Origin of the sequence: Enterobacter sp. RHBSTW-00593 (assembly GCF_013784105.1) — a bacterium.
In the GTDB taxonomy this organism is placed as follows: domain Bacteria; phylum Pseudomonadota; class Gammaproteobacteria; order Enterobacterales; family Enterobacteriaceae; genus Enterobacter; species Enterobacter ludwigii.
The window spans coordinates 3,762,866-3,779,336 of record NZ_CP056393.1 but is presented as its reverse complement, the minus strand read 5'-3'; the positions used below and the strand labels follow the sequence as shown (position 1 = coordinate 3,779,336).

Sequence of the window (16,471 nt, the reverse complement as noted above, 5' to 3'; positions counted from 1 at the left end):
TGGGCTATTTTAACAGAAGGCGGAAAGGGAAAAGGTAAACGAGGTCAGACTTTCGCCGCTGGCTTAAGCGGTATTGTTGCGGGTTATGGATGCCATGACTCCGGCCCTCTTCCACGAGAGAGGGCCGGAGAAACAAACAGCCAGTGATTAGCGCTCTCGCAGCGCCTCTTTCGCCCGGTTGAACGGCTTGATCATGTAATCCAGCACCGTTTTCTCACCGGTTTTAATGTCCACCGTCGCAATCATCCCCGGCACGATTGAGAAGTGCCTGCCTGCTTTATTCACCAGGTAATCCTGGCTGGTGCGGATAAATACCCGGTAATAGAACACCTCCGGCTTGGCTTCGTCCTGAATGGTGTCCGGCGAAATGGTTTCAACCACGCCGTGCAGCCCGCCATAAATGGCGTAATCGTAGGCGGTGATTTTTACCAGCGCTTCCTGATTCGGATGGATAAAGGCGATATCGCGCGGGGAGAGGCGGGTTTCGATCAGCAGGTGATCGTCCACCGGTACAATCTCCATCAGCTCGCCGTTAGGCGGGATGACGCCACCGATGGTGGTGACTTTGATGTTTTTCACGATCCCGCGCACCGGAGATTTCACCGTTAAGCGGGTCACTGAATCCTCGCGGCCTTTGAGGATCGCCGAGACCATATCCACTTCAGCGTTGGCCTTGGATAACGCCTCGCGGGCCTGAACATAGTACTGGGATCGCACGTCGGTGAGTTTCAGCTCCAGATCGCTTTTCTGCCGCTGCAGGCGCAGTACCTCCACGTGGCTGGCGGCGCCGGTTTTCACCAGACGCTGAGTGATCGCCAGCTCCTTATTCGCAAGATCCAATGCCGCACGCAGCTCCCGCTGGGTATCTTCCAGCTGCGCACGGCGTGAATTATAGAGCCGGGTTTCGGCAGCGGTCAGATCGGTCCACTTCGCCAGCGAAGGGGGAAATTTCAGTGGCAGATCGTTTACCTCGGCGTACAGTCGCACGCTGGAGGCCAGCGAGGCACGGTAGCGCGCCGCGCTTTCACCAACGTTAGATTCTGAACGCGTGGGATCGAGTCGCGCCAGCACTTGTCCGGCCTGCACCTGGTCACCCTCATGGACGTTCAGCTCGGTGAGGATCCCCCCGTCGAGCGACTGTAAAACCTGCTCGCGCGAACTGGGGATCACTTTGCCCGTGCCGGTTGAGACTTCATCCAGCACGCCAAACCACGCCCAGACGCCAAGTACCACGAACATCAGTAAAGAGAAGATAACAATCCGCCGCGCACCGGTGTAGCCGCTTTCGGAGTCGAGCGCATTGTCCAGGTCGTCCATTGCGGCGACGTCACGCTGACTGATTTTCATTTTTCCACTCCCGTCCGGTTGCTGCCTGCTGCTGTTGCTGCTGCATGCGGCTGTTGTTCAGTGCCTGTGCTTTCGGCGCGTCCATCACCAGCATTCCCTCTTTGAGCACCACGACGCGCTCCACCAGTTCCAGCACCGGCACGCGATGCGTGGCGACAATCAGGGTGCGGTTGCCAAGCCAGGCGCTCAGACGCTGGATAAATTCCCGCTCGGTGTGCTCATCGAGCGACGCAGTCGGTTCATCCATCAGCACAATATTGGGGTCGCGAAGCAGCATGCGCGCCAGCAGAATGGATTGCCGCTGGCCGCCGGATAACCCCACGCCGTTCTCCATAATTGGGTAGTCCAAACCCTTCGGCAGTTTCTGCACAAAGCCCGCAGCGCCGGTTAACTCCAGCACCTCGAAAATCTCCTCATCGGTGGCGCGCGGCATGCCGAGGGTGATGTTTTCGCGCAGGGTGCCGTAAAAGAGCCGGGCGTTCTGGGTCATAAAGCCGACGTTACGCCGGACATCGGCGACATCGAGGTGCGGGAGGCTGAAGTTATCGAGCCGCAATTCACCGCCGGCGAGATCCATTCCGCCCGCCATCGCCTGCAGCAGGGTCGATTTTCCGGCGCCGTTACGCCCGAGGATCGCCACTTTTTCACCTGGCTTAATCTCCAGACGGTTAATGCGCAGGGCCATGCGCGGATCTTCCGGGTGATAGCGGAACTGTGCCTGCTCGAAAAGATAGTGACCGCGCAGTACGTCCTGGCGGATCGGCGTCTCCTCACGCTGGTTTTCTGTGGGGAGCTGCATAATGCTGTCCAGTCCCTCTTTCGCCGCTTTGACCTGCTGCCAGCGCGCCAGCACGCCGCACAGGGTAGCCATCGGAGCGATCATGCGTGAGGCCAGCATCGAGGCGGCGACCACCGAACCGGTCGTCAGCGTGCCGTCGATCACCATCGGCGCACCGACCACGATCACCCCGGCATAGACCAGGCTCTGAATCGTCATTCCCCAGCTGATCAGATTCTGGGTCAGTTCACGGGTGCGCAGGCCAGATTCAGCGGTGATCTGGATGTAGCTGTTCCACTGCTGCAAAAAGCGGTTTTCCGCCTGCATCAGCTTTATGTCCTCCAGCCCCTGCACGCTCTCCACCAGCACGGCGTTGCGCAGGGTGGATTCATGCGCCGACTGCTTCGCCAGCTCTGCCAGCTTTTTCTGCAGCAGCAGACCGGGCAGGACCATGATCACCGCGGCGACCGGTGCGATCCACGCCAGTTGGGGAGCGATGATCGCCAGCACCACCACGAACAGGAAAAAGAAGGGCAGATCGACAATTGTGGAGATGGTGGAGGAGGTGACCATCTCGCGGATCTGCTCCAGCTCGCGTAGCTGGGAGATAAAGCTGCCGGTCGAGCGAGGAATGGCGCTGTTGCGCAGCCGCAGGGCGTGACCGAAGACCCGATCCGATACGCGCAGATCGGAGCGTTTGCCCAGCAGATCCATAATGTGCCCGCGTGCCACGCGTAGCACAAAGCCAAACAGGGTGGCGATCAGCACGCCGATGGTCAGGACATACAGCGTCGGGTAGGACTGCGCGGGGATCACCCGGTCATACACCTGCATGGAAAAGACAATCCCCGACAGGGACAGGACGTTAATGAACAGCGCGGCGAGCATTACCCAGCTGTAGGGGCGCAAGTCGCGCATCACCAGCCGGTAAAGCCAGTCCGGACGGTATTTCGAAATATAGGCATCCACGCGGCTGTCTTTCAGCGCGGCCAGTGGGCGCAGGGCAATGACGTGGCGGATGGCGGGCAGCATGGCGGTCATCGAAAGCCGGTTGGTGTAGGTCTGATCGTCGAAAAAGCTGACCTCCAGCGTATCGTGGCCATCGAAATGTTCGATCACGCCGATCCTGCCGTCGTTCATTGCCGCCACGACCGGCAGACGCCAGCTGTTGATCGCCTGCTGATCCGCCGTCAGCAGCTGAAACGACAGCCCTGCTTCACGGGCCAGCTGAGTCAGTGCGGGCACCATCGGTTTGCCTTTTAGCCACGGCGCGCCCGCGAGCAGCGCACCGGGGGAGCAGGCGACGCGGTAGCGCGTGGCGACAAAACCAAAGGCCTGCGCCCACTGCGCCAGGGCCTCATCCGTCATGGTCTCACCTTGCGGGATATCGCGTTGCTTCATGGCTGGATCTCCACGGTCTGGATGGTGCGGTTATCAAGATCGAACGCGTGACGCAATTGCCCGGTGTTATAGAGGCAGTTGAGCTGCAGCTGGTGCAACTGTCCGAGGGTCTGCTGCTGGGTAAAACGCGCCTGATAGACCTCCTGCTCGGCGTTAAGCACATCGAGCAGCGGGCGAGAACCCAGATCCAGATATTGCTGCTGATAGAGTTCACGGGTGCGGGCGCTGAGCGCCTCCTGACGGCCCTGAATCTGCAGCGTGCTCAGCAGGCTTAATACCTGGCTGCGCGACTCCAGCAGCTTCTGGCGTACCTCGAGGCGGGTACGCTGAATGGTGGACTGTGCGGCTTCTACCGCGTGGCCTGCGGCATTACGCCGGGCGGTGAGGCCGCCGCCCTGATAGAGCGGCATCTGCACTTTCACCCATGCAGAGTATTGGGTGCGATCCCGCGTTTCGTTACCCGCATAGCGTTCGTTCAGGTAGTGGCGCACCTCCGGCTCCAGCGAGACGGTCGGTGTCATCTGGGCGTCGGCGTAGTCGAGATTGGCCTGGGCAACGTTAGCCTGCGCCCAGGCGGCTAATACTGCCGGGACCAGGCGATCGTCCGGCTCGGCAATGTCGCAGCTGCGGGCCAGCTTTTGTGGAAAATCGTTGCTGATCGTGTTGAGGGTGTTCCAGCCAAGGAAGCTCATCAAAGTAGCACGGGCGCTGTCGAGGCTGGCCTGGTACTGCATCAACTGGGCGCGCGCGCCTTCGATACGTGCATCGGTCTGCACCACGTCAGAGAGTGAGGTGGCGCCTTCGTCATTACGCTGGCGGGTGAGGGTACCAATCGAGGAGAGCGCCTCAAGCTGCTCTTTGGCGGTGTCGACCATTTGCTGCCAGGTTTGCACCTGCACCATCGCGATGGCGGTATCGTGAGCGATAGTGTCGATGCTGACCAGCACGTTGGCCTGCTGCTGGGCGACGCCGGCACTTTCTGCACGCACCTGGCTTGCCACCTTGCCAAAGTCGTACAGCATTTGTGAGAGGGAGAGCACCAGCGACGGAGTAAAGCCATTATCGTCGCCATCATGGGTATAACCGTTATCCATGCCGGCATTAATTTGCGGATAGTATTTCGATTTGGCGACGTCCACCTCTTCGCTTTGTTGGTAGAGTTTCCCCACGGCTTCACTGATGGCCGGGTGCCAGGTGACGGCGCGGTTGACGGCTTCGCCAAGCTGCAGCGTGCCGGGGGCAGCCTTGCCGACGACAGGCGCCACGCGGCCATTCAGAGAGGGGAGTTCCTGCGTTTCACGGAGTTGTCCGGTATTGATCATCGCCGCCGGCGTCGCGGAGAGGGCGGGCACAGATATCAGGCAGCACGAGAGCCACCAGTAAGGCATCTTCATTCCCATGTCTTATCCCTAATAAAAATGTACTGCTTTATTGTTTATGCCCGGGCGCTGTGCGCCCGGGTCATTTGTGCAGGTGCTATCAGGTAACGATGTGTTGCTGGTTCACTAACTCGTCGTAGGTGGTCTGGACGTTATCCAGCGTCACGAGCGTCGTATTAGTGTAGGTGCTCCCTGAACCATCACGGTCGATGGAGATCACGGTATTGCCATTACTATTAGTAACATGCAGATAATTACCGAGCGTTGAGCTGCTCCCGTTCCAGCCCACCAGCAGATCGCCGATATCGATTTTGTCCCCCTGCGTGAGCGAGAAGTTGGTCCAGTGATCGCCGGCAGTGCTGCTGACGTTGCCCGCGGTGGCGTTGCCTGCGGTGGCGTTCAGCACCTGGTAAATCAGGGTGTCGCCGTAGGCGGTGCCGGTAATGACGTCGTTATGTTCCGAGCTGATGAACTGCGGCGCCATATTGATGGTCAGCGTGGCACTGTCTGTTTTCCCGTCGGCATCTGTCAGGGTGTAGTTGAAGGTCTCCTTCGAGGTGATGGTTGAGAGCGACACCCCGGTGTTGAGGGTGTAGGTGTAGTGGCCGTCCGCAGCAATTGCCAGCGTGCCGTAATGGCCGACGACGTTGACCGTTGCGCTGCCGGTGTACGGATCCAGCGTGGTGGTCACGCCGTTGTAGCCGGTCACGCTGAGGCGGGTATCCACTGAGTGCAACTGATCCATCGCCCCGGCAGAGTCGGTGCCATCGAAGATGTTGCCGTCAACGGTGTGGCCGCTGGTAGAGTCGAACTGGGTCAGCGAGTAGGTGGTGCCGTTCACGCTTGGGGTAATGGTAATGTTCCCCACGCTGAGCCCCGGTACGCTACCGGTATAGCTCAGCGTATAGGTTCCGGCATTCAGATCCAGCCCGGAGAGCGCGATGTCGATATTGCCGCCCAACAGCGAACCGCCGCTGAAGGAGCCGCTGCGAACAACATTCGAACCGTCACTGATTGACCAGTTCACCGTCAGGCCGCCCAATGCCAGCAGCGATGCCACGTTAAAGTGCAGCGACACGTTATGCAGCGCGGTGTTCGGATCCACCACGAAGGTTCCGCTCCCGCTGCCCTGGGTTGATGACAGCAGCGCGGTTGTCCAGCTGGCCGTCCCGACGGTGGTATCCGAGTAGGTCGTCGTGTGATGCACTGAGGTGACGTCCATCGCGGTACTGACATCGTTGACCGCATCCATCGCCCGCGCGGTTGGGGTGATGTTGAGCGATGCCGTATCCTTCGCCCCATTTGGTGCGGTGATGGTATAGACGAACGTATCCGGCGTACTGATCGCGTCAGCACCCACACCGGCTTTCAGGGTGTAGGTGTACTGTCCGGACGCATTGATGCTCAGCGTGCCGTATTCCCCCTGGATGTCGGTCAGGCCGCTGCTGTTCACCGCCACGCCGTTCACTTCTGATACCACCGCGCCGGTTGCGACATCGTTATCCAGCACATCTCCGGTGGTGGTCTCGCCCACGCTCGACACGCTGTAGACATGATCTTCCAGCACGTTCAGCGTGTAGGCGGTCAGGGCGGTGATCCCTGCAGCCGTATTCAGCAGGAAGAGGTACTCCCCGGCAGGCAGGTTCAGCGTCAGCTGAGACGAGGTACCGCCCAGCAACGGCGCACGCAGCCAGCCCGGTTCGACGCGCATCTGCTCGAAGGTCTGCGTCGCGTTATTGAACTTGTAGACATACAGGTCGAATACCGACGCCAGCGCCACACCGCCCACGGAAGCCTGAATGGTCATGGTGCGGGTGGTACCTTCCTCCACGTTATAGATGATCGGATTGCTCAGATCGTCCAGCAGGTTCAGCCCCAGCGTGTTGCCGAGATTGATCCCCACCACGGTAAAGCCGCCCTGCGACGAGGTGCCGTTATTGATTTCATGGACCGAGGTGTCAAAGGTCAGCGAGGCCGTGTCATCTACCGCCACAATACCGTTAGCGGTAGTACCGGCACCCAGCGACAGTACCAGGTTCGCCGACGCGCTGACGCCGTTATGGGTGATGGTGTAGGTGAAGCTCTCTGTCCGGCCTACGACCGAGGCGCTGGTGTCGGTCAGGTTGTAGGTGTAGCTGCCATCGCGGTTAATGGTCAGCGTACCGTACTGGCCCTGAACAACCGTGCCGTCGGCGTTCACGCTGGTGGTGACACCCAGCGCGTTGGTGACAGCAGAGACCGTGGTGCCTGCCGGGGCGTTGTCGCTGCCCGCGGTCGGGTCGGCGTCGAGAATTACGTTACCGTTCAGGCTGGTGTCGCCCGTCACGGTACCGGCGCTGGTTTCTTTCACCGCCACATCGAGGCTGGTGTAGGAGCCGGTCGCCAGCAGGTTAGTGTTATAGCTCAGCACCCGGTAGTCGCCGTTCGCCAGCCCGGTCAGGTTTAGCGATACGCCGGTAGCCCCGAGGGTCAGCAGATCGGCAAACTGGGGTTGTCCGGTATCCACCACGGTAGTCCAGGTACCGTTGACGCTGTCCCAGCGCTGTACCACCAGCTCAAGGGTATTGAGCAGGGAGAGCACCGCACCCGTGGCATTGGCGTTCACCACAATATCCGCATTGCCGCCGCTGCCCACCGTGAAGTCCACCTGGGCAGTATCATTACCCAGCAACGTGAGGACGTTGCCTACGGCACCCACCAGCAGGAAGCCATAATCACTGTACTGGCTGTTGGTGACGGTGGCCGTGGTGCTGATATCCAGCTCTTCGACGTTATTGCTGGCGGAGAGCGGGACGACCGGTGCGAGGGCTGAGCCGGGCTGCGACGTATTACCTGCGGCATCGGTGGCGGTGATCTGCAGCGTCTGACCTTCCGTCTGTTTATTGAGGAAGGTATAGCTGTAGGTGCCGTTGCTGCCCGCGATTGTGGTCACCGTGCTGCCATCGCCAAGACGGATAGAGACGGTGCTGCCTGCCTCCGCGTTACCGGTCAATACGCTACCGTCAGCGTTAAAGGTTCCGGTTGGGGCCGTTGGTGCCGTCAGATCGACAATCACGCTGGTGGCGGAAGAGACCGGGCTGGTGCCCGAACTGTTCGTCGCCGTGGCGGTAAAGGCGTGAGAGCCTTCGCTTAACGCCGGGGTGGTGAAGGTCCAGTTGCCTGAACTATCTGCCACTGCCGTTCCCATCGACACGCCGTTGTTATACAGCGTGACGGTGGTGCCTGGCAGGGCTGTACCACTCAGGGTTGGCGTGGTGTCGTCAGTGGTTTTACCGTTGGTCAGGTTACCGGTGACGGTGCCGACGTTATCGTTGATGGTGGTGATAAGCGGTGCGTTCGGCACCGGCGTCGCAGGGGCAATCACCGACGTGCTGACACCTGCGTTACCCGCCTTATCGGTGGCATAGACCAGCAGTGATTCACCGTTGGTTTGGGCCGGCGTGATTGTCGCGTTAAAGTTTCCGCTGCCGTCAGCCGTCGCGGTACCGAGTACTGTTCCGGTACTGGTGGTGATGGTAACGGTGCTACCCGCTTCGGCGGTCCCGGTGACGTGCGTACCGTTGGTGATCACGGCAAGGCTTGCCGGCACGTTCGGTGCAGTCAGATCCACGGTAATGGTGGTGGTGGCCGATGGCGTACTGGTGTTGCCCGCGGCATCGGTGGCGGTGGCGGTGAAGTTATGCGTGCCTTCCGTCAGTGTGGTGGTGGTTTGCGGTAGCGTCCAGTTGCCGTTCGCATCGGCGGTGACCGTGCCGACAAGCGTCGTGCCGTCATAGATGCGCACCGTCGCGTTGGCTTCGGCGGTCCCGTTCAGCGCTGGACGCGCGTCATTAGTCGGGTTATTGCCGGTTACCGGTCCGGTGATGCTGCCGACATCATCGACAACCGCACTGATGACCGGCGCAGCTGGCGCGGCGGCATCCACGTTGATCACATAGGCGGTGGTCGGGGCGCTGGTATTGCCCGCGGCATCGGTGGCGGTAAAGGTCAGGCTGTGTGACCCGTTGCTCAGCGCCGGAGAAGGGGTAAAGCTCCATGCCCCGCCTGTCGCGACCGCGCTACCAATCTGGACGCCGTTATCGAAAATTTTCACCGTGGCGCCCGCTTCCGCCGTACCCGTGAGGGTAGGCTGCGCGTCGTTAGTCAATCCGCCATTGGCAATCGGCGTAGCCGCATTGCCCACATCATCCACAATGCTGCTCAGCACCGGCAGGGCTGGCGGCGTCGTGTCGATAGTCAGGCTAAAGGCCGCTGACGAAACGCTGGTATTACCCGCTGCATCCGTGGCCTGCGCGGTGAAGCTGTGCGCGCCCGTGGCTAAGGTGGTCGTGAGCAAGATACTCCAGTTGCCACTGGCATCCGCGGTGCCCGTTCCGACAAGCGTTGTGCCTTCGTAGATATTCACAGTCGCAAACGGCTCACTGGTCCCGACAAGCCGCGGCACGGTGTCGTCGGTCGTCTGCCCTGAACTGAGCGGGCCGGTGATGCTGCCCGCATCGTCAACGGCCTGGCTGATAACCGGCGCATTGGGTGCGCTGGTATCAACAACCAGCGTAAAGCCAGGCGACGCCGGGCTGACGTTCCCCGCCGCGTCGGTCGCGGTCGCGGTCCAGGTATGACTGCCATTGCTCAGCGCTGATGACGGCGTAAAGCTCCATGCTCCGGTGCCATCCGCCAGCGCGGTGCCGACCGGCTGTCCGTTCTCATAGATGGTCACCGTGGCGTTGGCTGCCGCGGTGCCCGTCAACGTTGGCGTGGTGTCGTCGGTACTTTGCCCGGAAGTCAGCGGCGTCTGTACGCTGCCTGCGTTGTCTCCCGCGGTCGTGATGGCCGGTGCCGCCGGTGGTGCCGTATCCACTGTCAGGTTAAACGGTGCCGTCGTGCTGCCGGTGTTGCCAGCCGCATCGGTGGCATTGAAGGTGATGGCATGAGGCCCGTCACTCAGGGCGGTGTCAGGCGTGTAGGTCCAGTTCCCCTGAGCATTAACCACCGCGGTGCCAATCTCGTTGCCATCCACAATGATATGCACTGTGGCACCCACTTCGCCCGTACCGTTGAAGGTCGGACGCGCGTCGTTGGTGCTGTTGCCGGTAGTGAGCGTACCGGTGACCGGGCCGACGTCGTCAATCACACTGCTGACCAGTGGCGCAGCAGGGCCTGCTGCATCCACGGTAAAGGCAAAGACCGACGAGTTTGCTGACGCATTGCCTGTCGCATCGGTAGCGTAGGCGCGAAGGAGATAGTTGCCGTCGCCCAGCGGCGTGCTCGGGGTAAAGGTCCAGTTACCACTTCCGTCGACGGTCGCAAGGCCAATTTGCGTACCGTTATTCATGATATGGATTGTACTGCCCGGTTGTCCGGTGCCGCCGATCGTCGGGGTGGTGTCGTTGGTGACTTGCCCGCTGGTGAGGTTGCCGGTCACGCCGCCAGGGGCATTGTCGTTAACCGTATCCAGCGTTGGAACCGTTGGCGCCGTCAGGTCAACCACGACGTTCCAGCCGTTAGACACCTGGCTGACGTTGCCCTGTGGGTCGGTGGCGGTAACGGTGAAGGCGTGAGGCCCTTCGCCGAGCGCGGTGTCAGGAGTGAACGTCCAGGCACCGGTGCCGTCAGCCGTGACCACGGCAATCTGGGTACCGCCGTCGAAAATTTTCACCACGCTGTTCGCTTCCGCCGTCCCCGAAAGGGTTGGCGTCGCGTCATTAGTCGGATCGCCGCTCACAATCGTGGTGGCAGCATTGCCCACATTATCCGTTACGTTGGTGATCGCTGGCGTGGTGGAAACCGTATCAACGACGATGGTGAAGCCTGTCGACAGACCACTTTCATTGCCCGCGGGATCGGTCTCGCGGATGGTCAGAACGTTATTGCCCTCCGCCAGCGCAGGCGGTGTGAAGACCCAGGTCCCCGTATTGCCGACCAGTGCGGTACCCAGCAGGTTTCCGTTGCTGTAAACGGAGATGGTATCGCCCACCGTGCCGGAGCCGGTAAGGGTAGGCTGGTTGTCGTTGGTGGTCTGCCCGTTGGTGAGTTGACCAGTGCCAGGGCCGACATCATCAATCACTGAGCCAATGGTTGGCGTGTCCGGTGCGGTGAGGTCAACGGTGACGGTTGCAACCGGCGAGCGGCCGCTGGTCGAGAGCCCGACCGTCGCGGTCACTTCAAAGGTGTGCAGCCCTTCACCCAGCGCAATCAGTGGGGTATAGCTCCAGTTACCGTCCGCATCAGCAATCACGTTGATCAGCGGAACCGCGATGCCGTCCTGGTAGATGGTGATAATGCTGCCCGCTTCGGCCGTACCCACGAGTGTCGGGGTAATGTCGTTGGTGGTTTTGTCTTTCACGTCGCCGGTGACAGGCGTTTCATCATCATTAATCGCCGTAATGATGGGCACATCCGGAAGATTCGGCAGCGTACCGGTGACGGTGTAGGATGCCTCAGGACTGAGGTTGCCCGCGGCATCGGTCGCGGTCACCGTCAGCACAGCGCCATCCGTTTGGGCTGGGCTGAGCGCGATGGAGAAGGTGCCACCGGTGGCTACGCCTGTACCGAGAACATTACCATTGTTATCGGTTACAGTGATGGTAGCTCCCGCTTCGGCGGTGCCGGTCAATGGAGTACCTTGAGCGGCTATGCCAGTAACCGCGGGAGCAGCCGGATCCAGAGTATCGACGTTAACGCTAAGCGGTGCAGAGCTACCGGACGTATTGCCAGCCGGATCGACCGCGGAGACGGTGAAGGTATGCGGGCCTTCCGCCAGCGTGCTGTCGGCGGTCCAGCTCCAGTTGCCGTCCGGCTGTACCGTTACCGGCACCGTGGATGCTGTACCGTCCACAGAGACGATAACGGTGGTACCCGGTTCGCCGGTGCCCGTGAGGGTCGGCGTGCCATCACGGGTATAAAGCACATTGCTTGTGAGCTGGCTGTCAGACACCGCGTTAATCAGCGGGATTTCTGGCGCAGTGGTATCAACGGTGACGGTGAAGACCGGGCTGAGGCCGCTGACGTTACCTGCAGCATCGACTGCCGCAACGGTGATGTTGAGTGGGCCATCAGTCTGGGTCGGAAGATCGAGAGACCACTCGCCATTGCTGCCGATTTCGACGCGTCCTAGTTCAACGCCATTGTTATAAACGATGACCGTTTCGCCCGCAGGGCCGGTACCGCCCACACCGGGGGTCGTATCCGTGGTAACACCACCGTCTGGCTTACCGCCAACGGCGCTAATGACAGGCGTATCAGGTGCCACGGTATCAACGGTGATAGTGATCCCCGGTGACGCCGCCGAAACGTTACCGGCTTCGTCGGTGGCGGTGGCGGTAAATTCGTGGCTTCCCTCATCAATGCTGGCGTCAGGGCGCCAGCTCCAGTTGCCGTTGCTGTCTACGGTGACGCGACCCACTTCGGTGGCAGGCTGACCATTAATGCTGTCATAAATAATAACCACATCGTTCGCCGTGCCGGTGCCGCTCAGGACCGGACGCGGATCGTTCGTGGTTTCCCCGTCGGCAACCGGTCCGGTTATCTGGCTGACGCTGTCCGTAATCACCGGTGCTGCTGGCGTAGCTGGCGGGTCGGTGTCAATGGTGATGGTCACCGGCTGGGACGGGGCGCTTTCGTTGCCCGCGCCGTCCTTGTTGGTGACGGTCAGGGTGATGTCGTAGGTACCGTTGGCCAGTGGGGTATCCGGTGTCCATGTCCAGTTACCGTTGCTGTCCACCTCGGCGTCACCAATTTTGTCTGTGCCGTTGTAGATAGTCACGGTATCGCCCGGATTGCCGGTGCCGCTCAGCGTCGGCGTGGTATCGCGGGTGGTCTCTCCCGGGTTCAGCGGGGTTTCTGTTGTGCCGCCGTCAGGGTTCACGGTGATTTCTGGCGTCTCCGGCGTGGCGGGTGCCACGGTATCGACCACCAGCACAAACGGGCTGGAGACGGTCGTATTCCCGGCGGTATCGGTCGCATGAACCGTCAGAGAGTGCGAGCCGTTGGTGAGCGGGGTGGTAGGGGTGAAGCTCCAGCCGCCGGTACCGTCGAGTGTGGCGGTACCGAGCAGGGTATTGCCATCATAAAGCGTAATAACCGTACCCGCCGGCGCGCTGCCCTGCAGCAACGGTTGCGTGTCATCCGTGGTGTCGCCGCTGGTGAGCGGGCCCTGAACGTCACCGACGTCGTCGGTTACGGTTGTGATGGTCGCCGCCGGTGGCGGGGTGATATCGACCGTAAAGGTGAAGCCGCCTGACGGCAGGCTGATGTTACCTGCCGCGTCGGTGGTGACGGCGGTCAGGGTATGCTCACCGTTACCAATCGGTGTGCCTGGCGTAAATGTCCACGCGCCGCCGCTACCGACCAGCGCGGTGCCGATATCAACACCGTCCAGACGAATGGTGACCGTTGAGCCCGGTTCGGCAGTGCCGTTGAGTGTCGGGGTTGGATCGTTCGTGATGGCACCTGCGGTGAGCGCGCCTGTGCTTCCCTGAACATCGTCCACCACTTGCGAAATTACCGGTACTTCGGGTGCGGTACCGTCAACAGTGATACTCCAGGCATTTGATGGCCCGCTTGGGTTACCGGCGGCGTCAACTGCCGTTGCGGTCAGCACGTGGCCGCCATCAGCAAGTGGCGAGGATGGCGTGATACTCCATACGCCAGATGCCGGAACGAGTACCGTGCCGATGACCGTGCCGCCGCTGGAGAGCGTGATGGTTGTGCCAGGCTCGCCCGTTCCGTTTATGGTTGGCGTTCGGTCATTAGTGAGCCCGTTCTGGGCGACAGGGCCTGTAGTGGCAGAGGCATCATCGTCCACTGAAACGATAACCGGCGTTTGCGCGGCGGTAATATCCGGCGCAATGGCAGGGGTTGTTGGCCCGGTATTGCCGGCGGGATCGGTGGCATCTGCGGTCAGGGTTTCACCGTTGGCTTTTGGTGGGGTCAGCGTGACGGTGAAGCTGCCGTCGTCATTGGCTTTCGCCTCACCAACCGTGACGCCATTTTCACGGATGGTCACGGTGCTGCCTGGCTCTGCGGTACCTGTCACTTTGGTACCGTCATCTGAGACAACAACGTTATCCGGAGCCAGTGGCGCCGTAGTATCTGGTGCATCGGCTGTAGCGGGCAGGCTGGCGTTACCGCTGCCGTCGGTTGACACGACCGTCAGCACTTCACCGTTGGTCTGTGCAGGACTAATAACCGCCGTAAAGGTGCCATCGCTGTTGGCGGTGGTTTCACCGATGACCGCGCCGTTAGGATCTTTAATGGTGACGGTGCTGCCTGGCTCCGCCGTGCCGCTGACGCTCTGGCCGTTATCTGCCACCTGAAGGTTTCCGGGGGCGACAGGAGGGGTTGTGTCCGTAGCCGTGACGGTCGCAGGTGTGCTCTGGTTACCAGCAGCATCAGACGCCACCACGGAGATCTGCTGGCCGTTAGTTTGCGCCGGCGTTAACGTGGCAACGAAGTTGCCGTTGCCGTCCGTTGTCGTCCGCCCAATTATGGTGCCGTCGCTGCTGGTGATGACAATGCTGCTGTTTGGCTCGGCAGTGCCGGTAATCTGCGTGCCTGCCGGATTAAGCGTGATGTCGGGCGTTTCCGGCGGCGTGGTATCGACAATGAAGTTGATTGGCTGCGACAACCCACTCTGATTCCCGGCAGCGTCGGTGACCTGCACCGTTATTGAGTGAGCCCCCTCCGAAAGCGGTTTGTCCGGTGTGATGCTCCAGGTGCCGTTGGGCTGAACTTTAACGGTCGCAATGGGCACGCCGTTATCGAAAATCGTAATTGTCCCACCGGGCTCTCCTCTCCCTGCAAGAACAGGTTTAGCGGCATCAGTGAACAGGCCGGAGGTAATTGCGCCTTTGATGGCACCCGTGTCATCGTTCAGCACGATGGCGGTTGGCGCAGTTGGTGCGGTGAGATCGATGGTAACGGTGAACACCGGGGAAGCCGGTCCGGTGTTACCGGCGGCGTCGGTTGCCCGGACGGTGAGCTGATGCGTGCTTTCGCTGAGATTGATCGAAGGGGTAAACGTCCAGGTGCCGTTGCTGGCAACGACAGCGGTGCCAATCGCGATCCCGCCGTCATAAATGGTGACCGTAGATCCGGCTTCCGCGGTGCCGGTAAGCTGTGGTCGCTGATCGTTGGTGCTACCACCGTTACTGACCGAGCCGGTGACCGGATTGGTATCGTCTGACACGAGCGTGATGGCCGGCGCTGTGGGGGCGACGGTATCCACCACAAAGGTCACGGCGCCGGAGGCTGGGCTGGTGTTACCTGCCGCGTCGGTCGCGGTGGTGGTAATGGAATGGCTTCCGTTAGCGAGATTTGTACCCGGGGTAAAGGTCCAGTTTCCGCTGGCATCAACCTTGGTCGTGCCAATTGGCTGACCATTATCGTACAGGGTGATGGTACTGCCTGCTTCGCCGAAGCCGCTGAAGGTGGGGCGGGCATCATCGGTACGCTGACCGTTAGTCAGCGGTCCGGTTTCTCCGCCAACGTCGTCATTCACAATTACGATATCGGGCGCATCGGGTGCGGTGGTATCCGGTGCTGTAACATGGCCGGCCTGGCTGGTATTGCCTGATGAGTCGGTTGCTGTGGCGGTAAGTTGCTCGCCATTCGTCAGCGGTGTGCCCAGAACAATGGTGAATTTGCCGTCGCTACCGGTTTTACCCGTGCCGACCAGATTGCCGTCCGCGTCTTTCAGCGTAATCGTACTGCCGGGTTCAGCAGTACCTGTGACAGTTTTACCATCTGAGGAGAATTGAAGGTTGGAAGGCGCATTTGGCGGTGTGGTATCCGGATCGGAAGGATTGCCCGGCGTGCCGGGGTTCGTATTGTCATCATCATCGTCGCCACCCCCTCCGCCGCCGCTGCTTGCCGCGACAGCGATCCCGCCTGCGACAGCAAGACCGCCCAGTACCCATGGCCAGATGGCTGCGCCACCGGTATCACCGCCTGAAGCCGCCAGTAATACGTCCGTGGAGGCGATAGATTCGTAGGTAGCAGCCCCGGTAGGATCTTCAATCCACCACAGCGCACCGTCACTCTCTTCCAGGACCAGTTGACTCACCCCCTCCGCGTCGGTGACGTAGAAATTCTTCAGGGTAATGACCTCGCCAGAGTGCAGCGTGACCACCAGATCGTTACCACTGCGGGCGAAGTGGGAGACATCGGCTCGCTCTACATGAAGCTCAACGATAGAGGAATGGCTCAGCGTAACCTGTGTGCCTTCCGTGGTAGTTTCCACGCCAGTGAGTTTCGATATAACAGAGATTTGGCTCATTTAGGTATTACTCCAGCAGAGTTGTCGTGAACGGCGTGCAAGATGCGCCATCTCTGCGGAAGGTAAAGCACGCCCCCGGCGGAGTTGCTGTTATTTACGCAGCACTCACCGTTATTTTTTTTAGAGCGAACGATGCCCGCCATAATCCAGAGTGGCAACATCAGAGCGAATCTAATTACTCATGAGAGAGAATGTCGTGTATTTGTATTTTTGTGTTGTATAAAACCCTGTAATTAATAGAGGTATTGGTTTTGACGATATAAAAATGATATAGCCAGAAAAGTCTGAATG

Annotated in this window: 4 protein-coding genes; all 4 read right to left on the bottom strand. The window is 60.4% G+C overall.

Annotated elements, in window-relative coordinates; translation table 11 throughout:
* Positions 1–147: 147 nt before the first annotated feature.
* The 4 genes from HV242_RS18050 to HV242_RS18035 all read right to left on the bottom strand — a co-directional run bounded on the left by HV242_RS18050 (position 148) and on the right by HV242_RS18035 (position 16,180).
* Positions 148–1,317, bottom strand: coding sequence for an HlyD family efflux transporter periplasmic adaptor subunit (locus HV242_RS18050; protein WP_086462978.1), 1,170 nt, complete (start codon positions 1,315–1,317; stop codon positions 148–150).
* Positions 1,318–1,327: 10 nt separating this feature from the next.
* Positions 1,328–3,526 (bottom strand): type I secretion system permease/ATPase, encoded by a 2,199-nt coding sequence (locus tag HV242_RS18045; RefSeq protein ID WP_063858692.1) that lies wholly within the window; start codon positions 3,524–3,526, stop codon positions 1,328–1,330.
* Positions 3,523–4,926: a TolC family outer membrane protein gene (locus HV242_RS18040; protein WP_014171284.1), complete on the bottom strand. Its 1,404-nt coding sequence runs from the start codon at positions 4,924–4,926 to the stop codon at positions 3,523–3,525. The genes HV242_RS18045 and HV242_RS18040 overlap by 4 nt, the downstream gene beginning before the upstream one ends.
* A gap of 79 nt (positions 4,927–5,005) precedes the next feature.
* A complete protein-coding gene (locus HV242_RS18035; protein ID WP_160890555.1) occupies positions 5,006–16,180 on the bottom strand; it encodes a BapA/Bap/LapF family large adhesin in 11,175 nt (3,724 codons plus the stop codon).
* Positions 16,181–16,471 lie beyond the last annotated feature (291 nt).